The following is a 20,327-nucleotide window of genomic DNA, read 5'->3' as shown; positions in this document are numbered from 1 at the left end:
TCGTGGACAGCAGGGAGGTCGCCACGTCCATGATCTCCGCCGGCATGCGGTAGTTGATCGTGAGCTGGCGGTAGGTCCACCGGTTCGGCACGTACTCGTCCAGCATCGCCGCCCACGAGCGGGCGCCCGCCGGGGACTCACGCTGCGCCAGATCGCCGACGATCGTCATGGAACGACTGGGGCACCGGCGCATCAGTGACCGCCAGTCCATCTCGGACAGTTCCTGCGCCTCGTCGACGACCACGTGGCCGTAGGTCCACTCCCGGTCCGCCGCGGCGCGCTCGGCCAGCGACCGGTGGTCCCGCTCCTCCTGCCGCTCGGCGAGCTGCGTCGGGTCGATGATGTCCACCGCACGCAGCAGCTCCTCGTCCGGGTCCTCGTCCGTGTCGAGGATGTCGAGCACGCCGCGCGCGTACGCCTCCTGCTCGCGCCGCGTCTGCTCCGCCTCCTCGTCCGACTCGTACGCACCGAGCAGCTCGGCCGCCTCGTCCAGCAGCGGCACGTCCGACACGGTCCACGCGTCGCCGCGCTCGCGGTAGAACGAGGCGGGCGCGCCGATCGCCGCGAGCCGTTCCCTCGAGGTGTACAGCTCGGCGAGCAACCGCTGGGGCGACAGCCGTGGCCACAGGAGTTCCACCGCCGCGTCCAGCGCCTCGCTGGAGATCAGCTCGCGTCGCACGTCGGCGGCCAGGTCGCCCGCCAGGTCCGGGATGTCGCGCGCGTCCAGCCAGCCCTCCCCGATCCGGTCGACCGCCTGCTCGGCCAGTTCGAGGATCAACGCGTCGCGGAAGATCTCCTGCGCCCGGTTGTGCAGCCGGCCCGACGTCCGCGCCCGCTCCCGCGCCTTGCCCGCCGTGAAGTCGTCGATCTCCACGGTGACGTCGTCCAGCTCGATCTCCAGCGGCGCCGCCGGCACCTCCTGGCGGTTCGCGACGGCGGCCCGTATGAGGTCGACCATGGCGAGGCCACCCTTGACCGCCCGGTTCACGTCGGGAACCCGCGTCTTGACGTCCGGCAGCAACTCCCCGGGCGTGGCGAACACCACGTCGGTCTCGCCGAGGGAGGGCAGCACGCCGCCGATGTAGCGGAGGAACCCGGTGTTCGGCCCGATGATCAGCACCCCGCGGCGGGACATACGCTCGCGGTGCGTGTAGAGCAGGTAGGCGACCCGGTGCAACGCGACGACGGTCTTACCGGTCCCCGGCCCGCCGTCGATGACGACCACCCCCGTGCGCCCGAGGCGGATGATCTCGTCCTGCTCACCCTGGATCGTGGCGACGATGTCACCCATGGTGTCCGACCGCGGGGCGTTGAGCGCGGCCAGCAGCACCTCGTCACCGTCCGCCACACCGTGTTCGAGAACGTCGTCGTGAAATGAAAGGACGCGACGCCCACGAGTGCGGAAATGGCGACGAAGGGCAACCCCCTCCGGATTCGCGGCGGTGGCCACGTAAAATGGCCTGGCCACCGGAGCACGCCAGTCGACGAGCAGGGGCTCGTAGTCGTTTTCCTCGTCGAACAGCCCGATGCGCCCGATGTAGCTGGTCGTCCCGTCGGCGTGGTCGAGCCGGCCGAAACAGAGCCCGTTGTCGGCGACCCTCAACAGGCCGATGCGCTGGGACAACGTGGTCGCGGCCACGTCGCGCTCCCACAGGGCCTCGGTGGTCTCCGCCGTGCTGTCCAGGAGGACGCCGTCGAGCTTGCCTGTGGCAGCGGACCGCTCCGCGTCGAGACGAGCGTAGAGAAACGCAATGCGCTCCCGCTCCGCCTGCAAAACCGCGTCGTAATCACCCTTTGACAATTCCACCCCTACCCTGCTACAATAACCACATTCCACCCTCCCCGCACTGTCTTAGTCGTGCGTGAGAGAATTGGCAGTTATCAATTATTACCTGAATCTTGGGTGATTGCCAAATCTGGGGTGGGGTGGGTGGGGGGTCCGGGGTGGGGGCCGGGTTGGTCACGGGGTGTCGTTGGCGAGGGGCGGTTGGGCTGGTTCGGGGGTTTGCCACGGCCAGTCAGCTGGTGGCGCTGGCGAGGGGCGGTTCAGTTGGTCCGGGGGTTGCCACAGCCAGCCAACTGGTGCCGCTGACGAAGGGCAGTTCAGTTGGTCCGGGGGTTGCCACAGCCAGCCAACTGGTGCCGCTGACGAAGGGCAGTTCAGCTGACCCGAGGGCGTGCCACAGCCAATCAACTGGGTGGCGCTGGCGAAAGGCGGTTCAGCTGGTCCGGGGGCTGCCACAGCCAGCCAGCTGGTGCCGCTGGCAAGGGCAGTCGAAGCCCGTCTGCCTCCTCGCTCCGAGCCTCCTCGTTCCAGTCGCTTCGTCCGGCCCCTCGTCCCGGACGCTCCGTCCCGGCCCTCTGCCCAGCCACGGTCCCAGCCCCTCATCCCCGTCCCAGCCCCCCTCGTCCCGGCACCCACCCGTCCCGCCCCCATCGTTTCGGGGCTTATCCGCCCGAGTCTCTCCGCCCGCGCTTCTGTGGGCGTTCGGGTCTCGGTCGCGGCCTCTTCGGCTCGAGCTTCCCTAAGCCCTCTTCCCTACCCTCTTTCCTGCCGAACGGGAAAGCCCTTTCCTAAGCCTCTTTCCTGTTGAGCAGGGTGGCTGCCAGCATCGTTGCCCACTGGTCCAGTACGCGGCGTCGGCGGCGGGTGTCGTCGGTGAGTAGGTGGGCGAGGCCCAGGCCTCGGCCCAGGTCGAGGGTGGCCTGGACTGCCTCGCGGACGCCCGGGACCGACTCGTCCACGCCCAGTAGTTCCAGGACTGTCTGGTGGGACTCGCGGCCCACCTGGGCTTCTAGGCCCACCACGCGGTCCCGTAGGCGGTCGTCGGAGGAGGCGGCTACCCAGACGTTGATCGCGGCTCGGAAGAGGGGGCTGGTGTACATGCGTTCGACCAGGGCCAGGACCGCTCGGATGCGTTCGGGGCCTGGGGGGAGGTCCACGGCCTGGGAGCGGAGGTAGGCCAGGCGTTGGGCGGAGACGTACTCGACCGCGGACGTGATCAGGTCTTCCCTGGTCGGGAAGTGGTGTTGGGCCGCTCCTCGGGACACGCCCGCGCGTTCGGCCACCACTGCCACCGTGCTGGCCGACCAGCCGCGCTCGGCCATGCACTCGATGGCCGCCTCCAGGAGGCGCTGCCTGGTCGCTCGGCTGCGGTCCTGTTGCGGCTCTCGTGAGACCTCGGTCATGGTCAGTAGGACTTGGGCAGGCCCAGTGTGTTCTGCGCCACGTAGTTGAGGATCATCTCGCGGCTCACCGGGGCGATTCGGTTCACCCGGGCGGCCGACACGAGGGCGCCCAGGCCGTACTCGGCGGTGAGGCCGTTCCCACCGTGTACCTGCACTGCGGTGTCGACCGCCTTGACGGAGGCCTCCGCTGCCGCGTACTTGGCCATGTTGGCGGCTTCGCCCGCCGCGACGTCCTCGCCCGCGTCGTACAGGGCCGCGGCCTTCTGGGTCATGACCTTCGCCAGCTCCAGGTGGATCTTGGCCTCGGCCAGGGGGTGCGCCACGCCCTGGTGTGCGCCGATCGGGGCGTTCCACACCGTGCGGGTCTTCGCGTACTCGACGCCCTTCGCCAGTGCGTAGCGGCCCATGCCGATCGCGAACGACGCGGCCATGATGCGTTCCGGGTTCAGGCCCGCGAACAGTTGCAGCAGCGCCGCGTCCTGGGAGCCCACCAGCGCGTCGGCCGGCAGCCGCACGTCGTCCAGGAACAGCATGAACTGCTTGTCCGGGGAGACGATGTCCATCTCGATCGGCTGGTACTCGAAGCCGGGGGTGTCCGTCGGGACGATGAACAGCGCCGGGCGCAGCTTGCCCGTCTTCGCGTCCTCGGTGCGGCCGACCACCATGACCGCGGCGGCCTCGTCCACGCCCGAGATGAACACCTTCCGGCCGTTGAGGACCCACTCGTCGCCCTCGCGGCGGCCGGACGTCGTGATCTCGTGGGAGTTCGAGCCCGCGTCCGGTTCGGTGATCGCGAACGCCATGCGCAGCGAACCGTCGGCGAAGCGGGGCAGCCAGCGCTGCTTCTGTTCCTCGGTACCGAAACGGGTGATGATCGTCGCGCAGATGGCCGGGGAGACCACCATCAGCAGCAGGCCGCAGCCCGCCGCGGCCAGTTCCTCGGCCACCGCGGCCAGGTCGCCGATGTTGCCACCACCGCCGCCGTACTCCTCCGGGACGTTCACGCCCAGGTAGCCGAGTTTCCCGGCCTCGTCCCACAGCTCGGCCGTCTTCTCACCGCCGCGCGCCTTGCGGAGGAACCACTCGCCGCCATAGCGCCTGCCCAGGTCGGCGACCGCCGACCGCAGTTGTTGCCGCTCCGGTGACTCCGTGAACCCGGTCATGACTCCTCCTCAGCGCTGACCACGGCCAGTACACGCCCTACCTCGACCTGATCGCCAGGTCCCACACCCAGTTCGGTGACCACACCGGCGGTCGGGGCGTTGATCTGGTGCTGCATCTTCATGGCTTCCAGCCACAGCAGCGGCTGTCCCCCGGCGACCCGCTCCCCCCGCGCCACCGCGACCCGCACGACCGTGCCCGGCATGGGTGCGAGCAGCGACCCCGCCGCCACCTGGCTCGCCGGGTCGGCGAAGCGGGGCAGCTCGACCAGGGTCACCGCGCCGGCCGGCGAGTCCACGAACCAGTCCGGCCCCTGGCTGTCCACCGTGAACGCCCGCACCAGGCCGCCGGTCTCGAGCACGACCTCGGTGGGGGTGGCGGCGATGAGCCGGACGTCCGGCGAGCCCTCGACCGTCAGCCCGTCGCGGGTGAACCGGTAGCGCACCTCGTGCTCGACCTCGCCCGCGCGGAACCTCTTGACCTGCGGTGCCGCGGCGACGTTGCGCCAGCCGCTCGGCAGGCGACCGAGAACCCGTGCCTCCGCACGGTGGCGAGCCGCCGATGCGAGGGCCGCCGCCAGCGCCGCGCACCGCACGGTGTCCTCGGTGGCCAGTGGGGTCGACAGCTCCGGCAGGCCGTGGCGGTCGAAGAACGCCGTGTCCGTGTCGCCGGCCAGGAACGCCGGGTGGGACAGGATGTTGACCAGCAGGTCGCGGTTGGTGGTGACGCCGTGGATCGTCGCGCGGCGCAGCGTGGCCGCCAGTGCCCGTGCGGCCACGTCCCTGGTCGGCGCCACGGAGATCACCTTGGCCAGCATCGGGTCGTAGTGCGGGCTGACCACCGAGCCGCTGTCCACACCGGAGTCGAGCCGGATGCCGGCACCGAGCGGCACCGCGAACGTCGTGGCGACGTTCGGCACCGCGAACCGGTGCAGGGTGCCGCTCTGCGGACGCCAGCCGAGCGCCGGGTCCTCGGCGTACAGGCGGACCTCGATCGCGTGCCCCTGCGACGGCGGCGGACCCGCGGGCAGCGGCCGCCCTTCCGCGACGCCCAGCTGCAGGCCGACGAGGTCGAGGCCGGTCACGCACTCGGTGACCGGGTGCTCCACCTGCAGCCTGGTGTTCATCTCCAGGAAGTAGAAGCGGCCCGTGTCGTCGGCCAGGAACTCGACCGTGCCGGCGCCGACGTAGCCGATGGCCTTGGCCGCGTTACGGACCGCGGCGAACAGTTCCGCGCGCATCTCGGGGAGCCGTTCGACCAGCGGGGACGGAGACTCCTCCACGATCTTCTGGTGCCGGCGCTGGATCGAGCACTCCCGCTCGCCGACCGCCCACACGGTGCCGTGCCGGTCGGCCATGACCTGGACCTCGATGTGCCGGCCCGTGGCGAGGTACGGCTCGACGAACACGGTGTCGTCGCCGAACGCCGACGCGGCCTCCGCGCGGGCGCCCTCGAGCTGGCCGCTCAGCTCGGCAAGGGCACGCACCACGCGCATCCCGCGCCCACCCCCGCCGGCCGACGCCTTCACCAGCACCGGGAGGTCGGTCTCCGACAGGGACTCGGGGTCCAGTGCCGACAGGACGGGCACGCCCGCCTCGGCCATCAGCCGCTTGGACTCGATCTTGGAGCCCATCTGCTCGACGGCGTCCGGCGGTGGGCCCACCCACGTCAGGCCCGCCGCCGTGACCGCACGGGCGAACGCCGCGTTCTCCGACAGGAAGCCGTAGCCGGGGTGGACGGCGTCGGCCCCGGACAGGCGGGCGGCCTCGACGATGAGGTCCGCCCGCAGGTACGTGTCGGCCGGCGTGACACCAGGCAGCCGCACCGCCGCGTCCGCCTCACGAACGTGGGAGGAGTCCGCGTCGGCGTCGGAGTACACGGCGACGGTCGCGATGCCGAGCGTGCGGCAGGTGCGGAACACGCGGCGCGCGATCTCACCCCGGTTGGCGACGAGAAGTGTGGTGATCATCGACGGGGTCACATCCGGAAGACGCCGAAGCCGTCGGCGCCGCGGACGGGGCCGTTGTGGATGGTCGAAAGGCACATGCCGAGCACCGTCCTGGTGTCTCGCGGGTCGATGATGCCGTCGTCGTACAGCATGCCGGACAGGAACATCGGCAGCGACTCCGCCTCGATCTGGTTCTCCACCATGGCCCGCATCGCGGCGTCGTGCTCCTCGCCGTAGTCCTGGCCCCGGCTCGCCGCGGCCTGCCTCGCCACGATCGACAGCACGCCCGCCAGCTGCTGCGGCCCCATCACCGCGGACTTGGCGCTCGGCCAGGCGAACAGAAAGCGGGGGTCGTAGGCGCGGCCGCACATCCCGTAGTGCCCGGCGCCGTAGGAGGCGCCCATGAGGATGGAGAGGTGCGGCACCTTCGAGTTCGACACCGCGTTGATCATCATGGCGCCGTGCTTGATGATGCCGCCCTGCTCGTACTCCTTGCCGACCATGTAGCCGGTGGTGTTGTGCAGGAAGATCAGCGGTGTGTCGATCTGGTTGGCCAGCTGGATGAACTGCGCGGCCTTCTGCGACTCCTCGCTGAACAGCACGCCCCGCGCGTTGGCGAGGATGCCGACCGGGTAGCCGTGCACCCGCGCCCAGCCGGTCACGAGGCTGGTTCCGTACAGCGGTTTGAACTCGTCGAAGTCCGAGCCGTCCACCACGCGGGCGATCACGTCCCGCGGGTCGAACGGCACCTTGAGGTCGGCCGGCACGATGCCGAGCAGGTCCTCGGGGTCGTACACCGGCTCGCTGTAGTCGGTCGCGGGCGCCGGACCCTGCTTGCGCCAGTTGAGCCGGGCGATGATCCGCCGGCCGATGCGGATGGCGTCCTCCTCGTCGGCGGCGAGGTAGTCGGCGAGCCCCGAGGTGCGGGCGTGCATCTCCGCGCCGCCGAGGGACTCGTCGTCGGACTCCTCGCCCGTCGCCATCTTCACCAGCGGCGGACCGCCGAGGAACACCTTCGCGCGTTCGGCGACCATCACGACGTAGTCGGACATGCCCGGCAGGTACGCACCGCCCGCCGTGGAGTTGCCGAACACCAGCGCGACCGTCGGGCAGCCGGCCGCCGACGCCCTGGTGAGGTCGCGGAAGATCCGGCCACCCGGGATGAAGATCTCCTTCTGCGTGGGCAGGTCCGCGCCGCCGGACTCGACGAGGTTGATCACCGGCAGCCGGTTCTGGGCGGCGATGTCCGCGGCCCGGAAGCTCTTCTTGGTGCTCCAGGGGTTACTGGAACCGCCCTTCACCGTCGGGTCGCTGCCGCTGATCAGGCATTCGACGCCCTCGACGACGCCGATGCCGGTGACCACGCTGGCGCCGACGGTGTAGTCGCTGCCCCACGCGGCGAGCGGCGACAGCTCCAGGAACGGCGAGTCGGGGTCCAGTAACAGCTCGATCCGTTCCCGCACCAGGAGCTTGCCGCGCCTGCGATGCCGCTCGACGTACTTCTCACCGCCGCCCGCGATCGCCTTCGCGTGCTCGGCCTCGATCTCGGCGAGCTTCGCGAGCATCGCGTCGCGGTTGGCCGCGAACTCCGCGGACTTCGGGTCCACAGTAGACCTCAGAGCGTTCATGCGTGGTATCCCAGTACTCTTGCCGCCAGGCCGGTGAGGATCTCGTTGGTGCCGCCGCCGATGCCGAGGATCCGGACGTCCCGGTAGTGGCGCTCCACCTCGGACTCCCTCATGTACCCCAGTCCGCCGTGCAGCTGGACCGCCTCGCTGACCACACACTCCGCGGTCTCGACGGCGGTGTTCTTGGCGAAGCACGCCTCCGCGACCACCGGCTCACCGGCCACGTGCCGGACCGCGACGTGCCGCGCGTAGGTGCGGGCGACGTCGACGCGCCGGGCCATCTCGACCAGCTTGTGCTGCACGACCTGGCGGGAGATGAGCGGGCGGCCGAACGTCTCCCGCAGCCGGCACCACTCGATCGTGAGGTCGAGCGCGCGCTGGGCGGTGGCGTAACCCTGGACGGCCAGCGCGAGCCGCTCGGTGACGAAGTGCGTCGCCACCTGCGCGAACCCGGTGCCCTCCGCACCGACCAGATCGCTCACCGGAACTCGGACATCCACATAGGACAGTTCGGCCGTGTCCGAGCAGTGCCAGCCCATCTTGTCGAGCTTGCGGGTGACCGTGAAGCCGGGTGTGCCCTTCGCCACGACGAGCAGCGACAGTCCGTGTGCGCCCGCGTCGCCGGTGCGCACCACCGTGGTGACGAAGTCGGCCCGGCAGCCGGAGGTGATGAAGGTCTTGGCGCCGTTGACGACGTAGTGGTCGCCGTCCCGCCTCGCCGTGGTGCGGATGTTGGCGACGTCCGAGCCGCCGTCCGGCTCGGTGACCGCGAGTGCGCCGATCAGCTCGCCGGCGAGTGTCGGCCGCACCCAGCGGTCGATCTGCGCCGGGTCGCCGGCGGTCACGATGTGCGGCAGCGCGATGCCGGACGTGAACAGCGAGGCGACGAGCCCGCCGGAACCACCCGCGTAGTGGATCTCCTCGGTGACGGTGACGCTGTCGATGAGGTCGCCGCCACCGCCGCCGGCACTTTCCGGGAAGGCGACGCCGAGCAGACCGAGCGCCCCGGCCTTGCGGTGCAGGCCACGCGGCAGCTCACCCACGCGCTCCCACTCGTCGAGATGGGGGTTTACCTCTTTCTCGACAAAACGTCGTGTCGTCTCGCGGAGTGCCTGACGCTCGGGTGTGCTGAACACGTCGCTCACAACAACCTCTCCGGGATGTCGACAACCCTCGACCGCAGCCACTCACCGAGCGACTTGGCCTGCGGGTCGAACCGGCTGGACGCGGCGACCCCCTTGCCGAGGAGCCCGTGGAGCACGAAGTTGATCGCGGAGAGGTTGGGCAGCGGGTGCCGCTCGATGTCGAGGTCCTCGGCCTCCGGCAGCAGCTCGCGGAGGCGATCGACGGTCAGCTCGGCCGCGAGCCACGGGTAGGCGGCCGGTTCGCGGACCCACACGCCGAGGTTGGCGTCGCCGCCCTTGTCACCGGAGCGGGCGCCGGCGATGGTGCCGAGCGGGACGCGCCGGGTCCACGTGCTGGTCGTCGGCGCGACCTCCTCCGCCGAGGCGGACGGCTCGGGCGCGCCGGCGGTCACGGCCGGCGACTCGATGGTCCTCCTGGTCCCGTCCGGCAGGACCGCGACGTGATGGACGGCCTCCTGCGGCACGTACCTGGGCGTGAAGACGCCGACCGGGGTGCCGTCGCCCGGTGGTGACGTGAGCGTGAAACCCGGGTAGGAGGCCAGCGCCAGCTCGACGGACGCCCGCGAGAACGCCTTGGCCCGCTTGGGATCCGGGGTGTGGATCGCGGCGTGGAGGAGCGCGCTCGCCGTCTCCTCCGAGTCGGCGTCCGGGTGGTCGGTGCGCGCGAGTGTCCATTCCAGACCCTCCGCGCCGACCGCGGCCTCCAGCTGCTGGCGTGCCAGCGCCGCCTTGGCGTCGATGTCCAGTCCGCAGAGGACGAACGTCATGCTGTTGCGGAACCCGTCGAGGGTGTTGACGCAGACCTTGAGGGTGTTCGGCGGGGGCTCACCCCTGACGCCGCTGATCGTGACCCGGTCCTTGTCCTGCTGGGTGAGCGTGATGGTGTCGAACCGGCTGGTGACGTCGGGGCCGAGGTAGCGGGGGCCGCCGATCTCGTAGAGGAGCTGCGCCTTGACGGTGTCGACGGTGACCGCGCCGCCGGTGCCGTCGTGCTTGGTGATCACGGCCGAGCCGTCCGCGTCGATCTCCGCGATGGGGAAGCCGGGGTGGGCGAGGTCGGCGATCTCGGTGAAGAAGGCGAAGTTGCCGCCGGTGGCCTGGGTGCCGCACTCGATGACGTGCCCGGCGACGGTGGCCCCGGCGAGCGCGTCGAAGTCGGTGGGTGCCCAGCCGAAGTGCGCCGCCGCGGGCGCCACGACGAGGGAGGCGTCGGTGACCCGCCCGGTGACCACGATGTCCGCGCCGGCACGCAGGCATTCGACGATGCCCCAGCAGCCGAGGTAGGCGTTGGCGGTGAGCGCGCCGTCGAACCCCTGCTGGAGCAGGTCGTCCCCCTCGACGTGCGCGACCCTGACGTGTGGGTTCAGCTCGCGGATGGCCGCGGCGAGCCCGGCCGGGTTGAGGCCGCCCGCGTTGGTGACGATCTTGACGCCGTTCTCCAGCGCGAGGTCGAGCGTGTCCTCGAGCTGGCGGAGGAACGTGCGGGCGTAGCCGCGGTCGGGATCCTTCATCCGGTCGCGGCCGAGGATGAGCATGGTCAGCTCGGCGAGGTAGTCGCCGGTGAGGTAGTCGAGTGGCCCGCCGGTCAGCATCTCCCGCATGGCCGACAGCCGGTCCCCGTAGAAACCGGACGAGTTCCCGATGCGCACGCTCATCCCCTGCTGCCCACCTCTCTGCCCGTGCCGGGCGGCCCGGCGAAGGCCTGCGCGATGTCCAGCCACGTGTCGGCGTCGGCGCCCACCGCCACGAGCGCGGTGTCCGCCCGGTGCACCCGCTGGGTCACCAGCAGGCAGAACTCCGTCGCGGGACCGGTCACCCGCTGCGTCGCGTCCGCCGGACCCCAGGTCCACAGCTCGCCGTCGGTGCCCTGCAGCTCCACCCGGAACTCCTCGCCCGGCGCGGCCAGTCCTCTGGTGACGAACGCGAAGTCGCGTGTCCGCACGCCGAGGTGGGCCACGTGTCGCAGCCGGGGCGTCGGCGCCCGCCGGACGCCGAGGGCGTCCGCCACGTCCTGGCCGTGTGCCCAGGTCTCCATGAGCCGTGCCGTGGTCATCGACGCCGGGGACATCGGCGGGCCGTACCAGGGCAGCTTCGTGCCGGGCGGGAGGTCGAGCAGGGCGGCTGCCAGCTTCTCGCGGCCCACGCGCCACCACTCCAGCAGGTCGGGTCGGGTGGACTCGCGCGTCGCCTCCTCGTCGACCACGGCGTCCAGGCCGGCGCGGCCCGCGAACCGGGCGAACTCGGCCCTGAACTCGTCGGGCGCGCTCGCGGCGAGCAACGCGCGCTCGTCCGTCCACGCGAGGTGCGCGATCTGGTGTGCGACGGTCCAACCCGCCGCCGGTGTCGGACGCGTCCACCCGTCCGGGGGAAGATCCCGGACCAACACGTCGATCTCGTCACCCTCCGCACGCAGGTCGGCCACGAGAGCGTTCAGCTCCACCACGTGCCCACCCTGGCATGCGAGACGCAATCAAGCAAGCATGCTTGTTTCTGACCTCTCCCGACCCTAACTCCGCAGGTTGCCGCGGTGGCGCTGCCAGTCGGTGACCGCGTCGAGACCGGCCGCGATCTCCTCGTCGAGGTGTGCCAGCTGGGCATCGACGACCGCCTCGCTAAGCAGATCCCTGGCCAACGCCGACCCGGCCAGCGCCTGCCGGGCCTCCCACGGCGTCGAGGGCAGCTCCGCCGGCTCGGGCGGAGCCAGTTCCTCCTCGATCCCCCACAGCCCGGCCGCCAGGATCGCGGCCGCGACCAGGTGCGGCTGCGCGTCCGCGCCGGCGAACCGGACCTCCGCGCGGGTCGAGCCACCGCGGCCCGCGACCCGGACCGCCGCCGTCCGGTCGTCCACCCCCCACCGCAGCAGGCGGGGCGAGAACGGGGCGGTGCGCAGCCGGACGTAGGAGTTCCACGTGGGCGCCCAGAACGGGGTCAGCTCCGGTGCCGCGCGCAGCACGCCGGCCACGAAGTGCTCCAGCAGCGCGGGAAAGCGCGGACCGTCCGCGCCGGACAGGGAGATGTGCACGTGGCACGAACTGCCCTCGCCCGGCCGTTCCGCGGCCAGGTAGCTGGCCCGCATGCCGTGCGTGGTGGCCACGCGCCGCACCAGCAGCTGTTGCAGCATCGCGTCGTCGCAGGCGGCGAGCGCGTCGCGGTGGCCGAGCACGATCTCGCACTGCCCGGGGTGGCACTCGCCGCGCACCGACTCGACGCCGAGACCGTCCACGGCGCCCCGGATCCCGTCGAGCAGCGGGCGCAGCGGATCCACGCCGCCAGCGGCGTAGTCGAGGCCGGTCGGCGTCGGTGACGAGCCGTCCGGCCGGGTGAACGTCACCTCGTGCTCCAGGCCGACTGACGGCACCAGGCCCACCCGCTCGGCCGCCGCCAGCTGCCGGCGGAGCACGGTTCGCGGCGCGATGTCGACGGCGCGGCCGTCCGGCCACTCCGCGTCGCACACCACGAACCACGTGCCGGCGGTGTCCGGCGTGAGCGTCGCGAGGTCCGGTCGCAACCGCACGTCGCCGTAGGTCTTCGTGTAGGGCGCGAAGACGGGTGCCTCGACGGCCTCCCGTTCCGGGTTCCAGGCGAAGGCGTAGGTGCACAGGCCGTAGCCCTGCGCGAGCACGGTGTCGAGGAAGAACCCCGCCTCGACGGTCACCGCGGCGAACCGGGCGTGCGGGTCGGGCACCAGCAGTGTCACGTCCCGGCTGGCGCCGCCCTCGATCCGCGTCCGCAGCTCATCGCTCAGCCGCGCGGCCGCCGCCGCACGGTCCGCGAGCGTGCGCGGCCCGCGTGGCCTGGTGAAGACGGTCACCAGGCGCCCTCCGGGTCCGGCGCGGCGAGGGGGTTCTTGGCGCGGCCGAAGCGGACGTCGAACTCGTCGTCGCGCTCCACCTTGTCGAAACCCTTGCCCGCCAGGTGTTCCCGGTTGAGCGTGACGCGTTCGACGTCGGCGGCGAAGAGCTGGCACGCGTCGAACCGCTCGACGGACTCCGGGTGCTCGTCACGGTAGCGGCGGACGATCGCGCGCACCTGGTGCCACAGCGCCGACCGCGGGTAGCCGAGGTCGTCGAGCAGGATCTCCGCCAGGAACCGGAGCTGGCCGGCGAACACCGAGCTGAACAGCGACTGCGCGAGCAGGTGCGGCGCCCACCGCAGCATGTCGGCGTTCGCCTCCGGCGCGAGCGTCGCGTACTCGGGGAAGTCGGCGTCCATCAGGTCGACGCCCTGCGCGAAGTCCTTGACGGCCGCCCGCAGCGGTAGGCCGCGCTCGTCGGTGACGAGGATCAGGTTCTGGCCGTGCGGGCAGAACCCGACGCCGTACCGCAGCAGCCAGTGCAGCAACGGCGTCAGGAACAGGTCCAGCCAGGTGGTCAGCCACTCCTCGGTGTCCACTCCGGACTCACGGATCAGCCGGGTGATCACCGCCTCGCCGTCGGGGCCGCGGTAGGGCAGCGCGGCGAACGACAGCGCCCGCTCCCCCGGCCCGATCCGGGTTCGCAGCGGTTCCCGCCACAGCGCGCCGAGCGTCTCGTGGAACCGGTACGGCAGTTCCTCCAGCCGGCCGAACAGCGGGTGCCGCACCGAGACGCTCGCGATCTCGCCGAGCAGCTCGAACCGGTACTCCTTGTCCAGCAACGGATCCGCGGCGCTGACCGACCGCAGCCAGGTGGTGACCGCCGGCGCGGCGAGGGTCGCCGCCGCCGCGAGGCCGCGGTAGACGAGCGTGTTGCGCACCGACACGGCGGTCTTCACGTCGCGGCGGGTCGGGTGGCTGGCGTTGGCGAGCGTGCGCACGGTCTGGTGCGGGACGTAGTGGTCACGGCTCTCGCCGAGCGGCACGACGACGCCCTCGGCGATCTCGCCGGCGTACAGCGTGCCCAGGATCTCGTCGGCCTGCCACGGGTGCACGGGCACCAGCACGTAGTCGTCCGGAGTGGACAGTCGGCGCCGGAAGGCAGCGAGTTGCTCGCCCAGTTCCTCAACCAGCAACTGCTCCTCCGACAGCTCCGCCACGCAGCGGAACGACGCGAGGTCGCGGTGCACGGCGAACCAGCGCACGGGGAACTCCCGACCGGCCTCGGGCGCGTAGCGTTCGCGGTCGCTCGCCGAGAAGCCGACGCGGCCCTTGTTCAGCACCAGCCGGGGATGCCCCGTCAGGTACCCGTCCGCGTGGTCGTAGTCCATGGCGATCAGCTCGGCCGCCGTCGGGGCGTGTGCGAGCCGGGCCGCCTCGTTGGCGACCGTCGCCGTCAGCTCACCCAACACGTCCGCGAGCCGCAACCCGGTGAGGCCGAGGCTTTCCCGCGCGTCGACCACGAGCACCCTCGGGTCCCACGCCGGTTCGCCGTCGCGGGTGGCACTGCCCGGTTCGACGTGCCACGACTCGAACGCGCCGCGCCGCGCCCGGAACCGGTAGGACACACCGCCGGGCAGCGAAAGCAGGTATCCGTCACCGTCCACGGTGGGCAGCAGGATCCCCTCGTAGCTCAGCTCCCCGAGCATCTTGTGGGTGATGAGCGCACCGGCCTGCCGCCATGCCGTTGCCATAGCCGTCCCCTCTACAGTCCGAAGGTGGTGAAGGCGGTTCGCTCGGGCAGCGGGTAGACCTTCTTGCCGCACACCGAGTTCAGGATCGTCGCGGCACGCCAGGCGATCAGCCCGAGGTCCGGCGCACCGACGCCGTGGGTGTGCCGCTCGGCGTTCTGCACGTACAGGGAGCCACGTGTCGACGTGCCGACCCGGTAGTCCGCGTCGACGACCAGCCGACCGGCCGCGTCCCGGTCCAGCTCCGTCCCCAGTGGACCGAGCAGATCGCCCAGATCCCGTTCCTGGTAACCGGTCGCGCACACCACCGCGTCGGTGGTGACCGTCGCGTCGCCGCCCTGCTGCACGTGCCGCAGCGCCAGCTCCAACCGGCCGTTCACCTGTGCGGCGCCGGTGACCTCGACGGCCGGCGCGAGCACCACGTCCGGCCAGCCGCCACCGACCGTGCGCCGGTACAGCTCGTCGTAGATCTCGGCGATCGTCTCGGCGCTGATCGCCTTGTACAGCTGCCACTGCGCGGGCACGAGCCGGTCGCGCACCGGTTCCTCCAGGCCGTGGAAGAACCGCGTGTAGTCGGGCGTGAACTGCTCGAGCCCGAGCTTCGAGTACTCCATGGGCGCGAACGCGGGCGTGCGGGTGAGCCAGCGCAGCGTGCCCTGCCCGGAGGTCCTGCCGCGCAACAGGTCCAGGAACACCTCCGCGCCGGACTGTCCGGAGCCCACCACGGTCACGTCCCCGGTGGCGAGCAACCGGTCCCGCTGCGGCAGGTAGTCCGCGGAGTGCACGGCGAAGTCGCGCAGCGGCGCGGGCACCTTCGGCTCGGTGCCCACGCCGAGCACGACGTTGCGGGCCAGCACCGGACCGGTCCCCGCGACGTCCAACTCGAACAGCTCGTCCGCATCCGACCAGCGGATGGCCTCGACCGGCTGGTCGAACCGCAGGCTGGGCAGCCGGCGGCTCACCCAGGCGCAGTAGTCGGCGTACTCCGCGCGCGGGATGTGGAACTTCTCCGCGAAGTAGAACGGGTACAGCCGCTCCCGCGCCCGCAGGTAGGCCAGGAACGACAGGTGGTTCGTCGGGTCCACGAGGGACACCAGGTCGGCGAGGAACGGCACCTGCAGGAACGCGCCCTCGATCATGAGACCGGGATGCCAGCGGAAGGCGCTCTCGCGCTCGAAGAACGCGGTGTGCAGGCCGTCGATCGGGTCGGCCAGGGCGGCGAGGGACAGGTTCGCCGGCCCGATGCCGACCCCGACGAGGTCGTATGGCGCGTCGTTGATCACTGCACCACCAGGTCGAGCAGGCCGGCGTACTCGGCCGCGGTCGCGGCCGGCCGCAACAGCGTCAGCTTCAGCCACACCTGCCCGTCGATCGTGGCGCGGCCCAGCACGGCGGTCCCGTCGTCGAGCAGCCGGCGGCGGATGCCGGCCACGTCGGCGGCGCCGGCCCCCACCGGACGGAAGACCACGGTGGACAGTGCCGGTCGCGCCCACAGCTCCAGGCCCGGGTGCGCGTCGACGAGGTCCGCGATCTCGCCGGCCACGTCGCAGCACTGCTCGACGAGCCTGCCGAGCCCCCTGCGGCCCATGGCACGCAGCGTGACCGCGATCTTGAACGCGTCCGGGCGGCGGGACGTGCGCAGCGACCGGCCGAGCAGGTCCGGCAGGCCGGCCTCGGTGTCGTCGGCGGCGTTGAGGTAGTCGGCGCGGATGTCGAGCGCGGACAGCGGGCGGCGCGTGGCGAACACCCCGGCCGCGATGGGCTGCCAGCCGAACTTGTGCAGGTCGAGGGAGACCGAGTCGGCCCGCGCGATGCCGTCGAGCAGCGGCGCGAGCCGGTCGCTGAACAGGGTCGCGCCGCCGTACGCGGCGTCGACGTGCAGCCACGCGTCGGGCGCCGCGGCACGGATCTCGGCGATCGGGTCGATCGCGCCGGTGTCGGTGGTGCCCGCGGTGGCGACCACGACGGCCGGGCGGTCCAGCCCGGCGAGGACCTCGCCGAGGTGGTCGACGCGCAGCCGCCCGCCGGCGCAGTCGACGAGCAGTGGCGCGGGCAGGCCGAGCAGCCAGGCCGCCCGCGCGACGCTGTGGTGGGCGGTGCGGCCGCAGACCGGCTGGACGGCGCCGTGCAGTTCCCGCGCCAGGAGCAACCCGAGCAGGTTGGACTCCGTGCCGCCGCTGGTGATCAACGCGTCCGCGTGCCCGACGAGCCGAGCCAGGGCGCCGGTGAGGGCGCGCTCCAGCTCGCTCGCGGCGGGCGCCTGGTCCCAGGAGTCCATCGACGGGTTGAGGACGCTGGCCACGAGATCGGCGGCGGCCGCCACGGCGAGCGGCGGCCCGTGCAGGTGCGCGGCACACCACGGGTGGGTCGGGTCGGCGGACCCGGCGACGAGCAGGCGGCTCAGCTCCTCGAGTGCCGTCGCCTCGCCGATCCCGTGCTCCGGGAGCAGGTCGGTGCCGATGACGGAGTGCACCGCCGCGGCGACCGCGGCGGGGCCACCGCGCGGCACCGGGCCGGCCGGCGCGGCGGTCGCCATGGCGTCGAGCGCCACGGCGACCAGCTCACGCACCGGCTTGGCGCCGGCAACCCCACCGGCGAGCATCGAGACCTGCATCGGACTCCCTAGTTAGGCATACCTAAGTTATGCAGCACTGTACTTCGTGCCGCCGGGGAGTTCACTATGCGAACCCGCCTCAGCTCGGAGCCAGTCTCCGAACCATGTCCTGCGGGTCGTCACCCGTTGGGAGCAGCGCGATCACCGGGGTGTCCAGGCCCTGGGCCACGTACTCCGCGATCCGCTCGCGGCACCTCTCGACCGGGCCGTGGACCACCAGGTCATCCACCACCTCGTCCGGGATCGCCGCGTTCGCGCCCGCACGGTCGCCCGCCGCCCACGCCTCGTGCATGCCCCGCAGCGCCTCGCCGCGGCCCAGCCACTCGTGGAACGCCGCGTACACCGGCACGGTCAGGTAGCTCGAGATGAGCAGCCGGCCCAGGTTCCGCGCCGCGTCGGCGTCCTCGGTGGGACAGACGAAGATGCGGGCGATGAGCTCCGCCTGCGCGCCCAGCTCGGCGCGGACCTTCGGCACGTCCGTGGGCGCCAGCCAGTTGGTGATCGCGCCGTCCGCCTCCCGCCTGGCGAGCCGCAGCATGCCCGGCCGCAGCGCCGCCAGCACGACGGGTGGCGTCGGGGTCGGCGGGCGCTCCAGCCGGAACTTGGACACGGCGAACGTCTCGTACGTCTCGGTCACCTTGTCCCCGCGCAACGCCGCGCGCAGGAACCGCAACGTGTCCCGCGACCGAGCGTACGGCTCGGTGAACGGGAGCGAGTTCCAGCTCGACACGATGGTCGGCGTGGACGTGCCGATGCCGAGCACGAACCGGCCGGGTGCCAGCTCCGCGATCGTCGCCGCGCTCATGGCCAGCAGGCCGGGACCGCGGGTGTAGATCGGCACGATCGCGGTGCCCAGGCGCAGGCCGGGCGCCCACTCGGCGACGAGGGCGAGCGGCGTGAACGCGTCGGCGCCGGCGGTCTCGGCCGACCAGACGTCCGTGTACCCGAGGTCGGGCAGCTCGCGGACGAGGTCGCGGTGCGCGGCCAGCGGCACGCCCGTCAGCGGCAGCGTGATGCCCCAGCGCTTCATGACTCTCCCTCACCAGCACAGCGGGTTTCCACCGTGAGCTCACTCATCGCCCACTCCCAGCGCGTCCTTCAGCCACCGGACCTGCATCAGCATGAAGTTCTCCGCGACCTCGTCGTCCTGCGGCGTCATGTGGGTGACACCCGGCAGTGGCAGCAGCGCGTGCGGCCGGCCCGCCGCGACCAGGGCCGAGGACAGCCGCACCGAGTGGGCCACCACGACGTTGTCGTCGGCGAGCCCGTGGATGATCAGGAGCGGCCGTTCGAGCTTCGGCGCGTCGTTGATCAGCGAGTTCCGGTCGTAGACCTCCGGGTCGGCATCCGGATGGCCGAGATATCGCTCGGTGTAGTGGGTGTCGTAGAGCCGCCACTCGGTGACGGGCGCGCCGGCGATCGCCGCGTGGAACACGTCCGGCCGGCGCAGCACCGCGAGCGCCGAGAGGTAGCCGCCGTACGACCAGCCGCGAATGGCCACTCTGGACAGGTCGAGGTCCGGATGTGCCTCCGCCACGGCGAACAACGCGTCGACCTGGTCCTGCAGGGTGACGCCGGCGAAGTCGAACGCGATCTCCCGCTCCCACGCCGAGCCGCGGCCCGGCGTGCCGCGGCCGTCCGCCACGAGCACCGCGAAGCCCTGGTCCGCCAACCATTGCGGGCCGACGAAGGCGTTGCGGCTGGCCATGACCCGCTGCGCGTGCGGCCCGCCGTACGGGTCGAGCAGCACCGGCAGCTTCGTCCCCGGTTCGTGGCTGGTGGGGTAGAGCAGCGCGACCCGCAGGCCCCGGTCCCCCACGGTCATGAGGTGCAGGTTGGGCTCGACGGGTGGTTCGACCGCGTGGGAGGCGATGGTGGCGACCTGTTCCGCGCCGCGCAGCACGGAAACCCGGGGGCCGGCGTGCTCCAGCGACCACGACGCGAGCACGGTGACGTCCCCGCCCCGGGCCGCGCCGTGCACGCCGTCCACGGCGGACACGCGCGTGACGTCGCCGTCCGCCCAGCGGTAGACGTGCACCTGCGTCGGGTCGTCGGCCGACGCGGTGAACAGCACGTCCGCGCCGACGTCCAGGACGGACCGCACCCGCAGCGACGGCGGTGTGACCTCCTTGCCGTCCACCACGAGCCGGTTCGCGCCGTCGGCGACCGCGACCCGCACGAGCCTGCCGTCCTCGGTCCAGGCGGGCACGCCCGGGATGATCTCCACCCAGCGGTCGTCGACGTCCTCGGCCAGTACCTCGGTGGCGCCGCTGTCCGCGTCGACCGCGAGCACCCGCATCCGCTTCTGGTCCCTCGGCGCCGTCGCGACGAGCAGGCGGCCGTGCGCGCTCCAGTGCGCGGTCACGAAGTACTCGTCGCTGAAGTCGACGTCCACCCGGGACCCGTCGAGGCCGAGGATCGCCAGCTGGACGGTCGCGTTGTCGGTGCCGGCCGCCGGGTAGGACACGACGTTGGGCGGGACCTCCGGGTTGGCCGGGTCGGCGATGTGCCAGCGGCGGACCGCGCTCCTGTCCACGAAGGAGACGAGCAGCCGGGTGCCGTCGGGTGACCACCAGAAGCCGCGGGCCCGGCCCATCTCCTCGGCGGCGATGAACTCCGCGAGGCCGACGGCGTGGTCCGGCCCGGCCGGCTCGGCGAGCACCCGGTCGCCGGTGCCGTCCACGCCGACGACCCGCAGCGCGTTGTTCGCCACGTACGCAACGTGCGTGCCGGTCGGGTCCGGCCGCGGGTCGATCACCGGCGTCGCGGTCGGCAGCTCGCGGACCTCGCCGGTCTCCGCGTCGGCCACGAACACCTTGCCGGACAGGGCGAAGGCCGCGACCCGCACCTCGGCGTCGACCGCGTTGCCGACCACGCCGCCACCCTGCTCACGACTGCGTTCCCGGCGCGCACGCTCCTCCGCGGACAGCTCCTCGTCCCCGCCGAGCAGCGCCGCCGGGTCGGCGAGCCTGGTCTCCTCACCGGTCCCGACGTCGAGCCGCCACAGGATGTGCCGGCGGTCCTCGCCGGAGGCCGAACGCAGGAACAGCACCCGCCGGCCGTCCGGGGAGACCCGGAAGCCGCGGGGCGTGCCGAGG

At 72.0% G+C, this 20,327-nt stretch carries 14 protein-coding genes; all 14 read right to left on the bottom strand.

Going from position 1 to position 20,327, the window contains the following annotated elements:
• On the bottom strand, positions 1-1,801 hold a 1,801-nt coding region (locus tag ACJ73U_RS07330; RefSeq protein WP_407776768.1), incomplete at its 3' end, for a helicase.
• A gap of 773 nt (positions 1,802-2,574) precedes the next feature.
• A complete protein-coding gene (locus ACJ73U_RS07325) occupies positions 2,575-3,189 on the bottom strand; it encodes a TetR/AcrR family transcriptional regulator (protein ID WP_407776767.1) in 615 nt (204 codons plus the stop codon).
• A 2-nt stretch (positions 3,190-3,191) separates the two neighbouring features.
• Complete coding sequence (locus tag ACJ73U_RS07320; protein WP_407776766.1) at positions 3,192-4,352, bottom strand: acyl-CoA dehydrogenase family protein; 1,161 nt, start codon at positions 4,350-4,352, stop codon at positions 3,192-3,194.
• Complete coding sequence (locus ACJ73U_RS07315) at positions 4,349-6,319, bottom strand: biotin carboxylase N-terminal domain-containing protein (protein WP_407776765.1); 1,971 nt, start codon at positions 6,317-6,319, stop codon at positions 4,349-4,351. Before ACJ73U_RS07315 ends, ACJ73U_RS07320 begins: the two co-directional genes overlap by 4 nt.
• Before the next feature lie 8 nt (positions 6,320-6,327).
• Positions 6,328-7,926 (bottom strand): acyl-CoA carboxylase subunit beta, encoded by a 1,599-nt coding sequence (locus ACJ73U_RS07310; RefSeq protein ID WP_407776764.1) that lies wholly within the window; start codon positions 7,924-7,926, stop codon positions 6,328-6,330.
• The gene (locus ACJ73U_RS07305; RefSeq protein WP_407776763.1) at positions 7,923-9,071 is read right to left on the bottom strand and encodes an acyl-CoA dehydrogenase family protein; all 1,149 of its coding nucleotides are present in this window, start codon (positions 9,069-9,071) and stop codon (positions 7,923-7,925) included. Before ACJ73U_RS07305 ends, ACJ73U_RS07310 begins: the two co-directional genes overlap by 4 nt.
• Positions 9,068-10,726 carry an acyclic terpene utilization AtuA family protein gene (locus ACJ73U_RS07300; protein ID WP_407776762.1) on the bottom strand — a complete coding sequence of 553 codons (1,659 nt, stop codon included), beginning with the start codon at positions 10,724-10,726 and terminating at the stop codon, positions 9,068-9,070. The genes ACJ73U_RS07305 and ACJ73U_RS07300 overlap by 4 nt, the downstream gene beginning before the upstream one ends.
• Positions 10,723-11,514 carry a TIGR03084 family metal-binding protein gene (locus ACJ73U_RS07295; RefSeq protein ID WP_407776761.1) on the bottom strand — a complete coding sequence of 264 codons (792 nt, stop codon included), beginning with the start codon at positions 11,512-11,514 and terminating at the stop codon, positions 10,723-10,725. The genes ACJ73U_RS07300 and ACJ73U_RS07295 overlap by 4 nt, the downstream gene beginning before the upstream one ends.
• 63 nt (positions 11,515-11,577) lie before the next feature.
• Complete coding sequence (locus ACJ73U_RS07290) at positions 11,578-12,882, bottom strand: glutamine synthetase (protein ID WP_407776760.1); 1,305 nt, start codon at positions 12,880-12,882, stop codon at positions 11,578-11,580.
• Positions 12,879-14,618, bottom strand: a complete 1,740-nt coding sequence (locus ACJ73U_RS07285; protein WP_407776759.1) for an IucA/IucC family protein — start codon at positions 14,616-14,618, stop codon at positions 12,879-12,881. Before ACJ73U_RS07285 ends, ACJ73U_RS07290 begins: the two co-directional genes overlap by 4 nt.
• 11 nt (positions 14,619-14,629) lie before the next feature.
• Positions 14,630-15,898, bottom strand: coding sequence for a lysine N(6)-hydroxylase/L-ornithine N(5)-oxygenase family protein (locus tag ACJ73U_RS07280; protein ID WP_407776758.1), 1,269 nt, complete (start codon positions 15,896-15,898; stop codon positions 14,630-14,632).
• Entirely contained in the window at positions 15,895-17,229 is a 1,335-nt protein-coding gene (locus ACJ73U_RS07275; RefSeq protein ID WP_407776757.1) for a pyridoxal phosphate-dependent decarboxylase family protein, read from the bottom strand. Before ACJ73U_RS07275 ends, ACJ73U_RS07280 begins: the two co-directional genes overlap by 4 nt.
• Before the next feature lie 79 nt (positions 17,230-17,308).
• Positions 17,309-18,259, bottom strand: a complete 951-nt coding sequence (locus tag ACJ73U_RS07270) for an LLM class F420-dependent oxidoreductase (RefSeq protein ID WP_407776756.1) — start codon at positions 18,257-18,259, stop codon at positions 17,309-17,311.
• Positions 18,260-18,298: 39 nt separating this feature from the next.
• A partial coding sequence (locus ACJ73U_RS07265) for a prolyl oligopeptidase family serine peptidase (RefSeq protein WP_407776755.1) occupies positions 18,299-20,327 on the bottom strand: 2,029 nt, incomplete at its 5' end.

Origin of the sequence: Actinophytocola sp. (assembly GCF_045807065.1) — a bacterium.
GTDB lineage: Bacteria > Actinomycetota > Actinomycetes > Mycobacteriales > Pseudonocardiaceae > Actinophytocola.
This window is presented reverse-complemented; position numbering and strand designations above follow the sequence as displayed.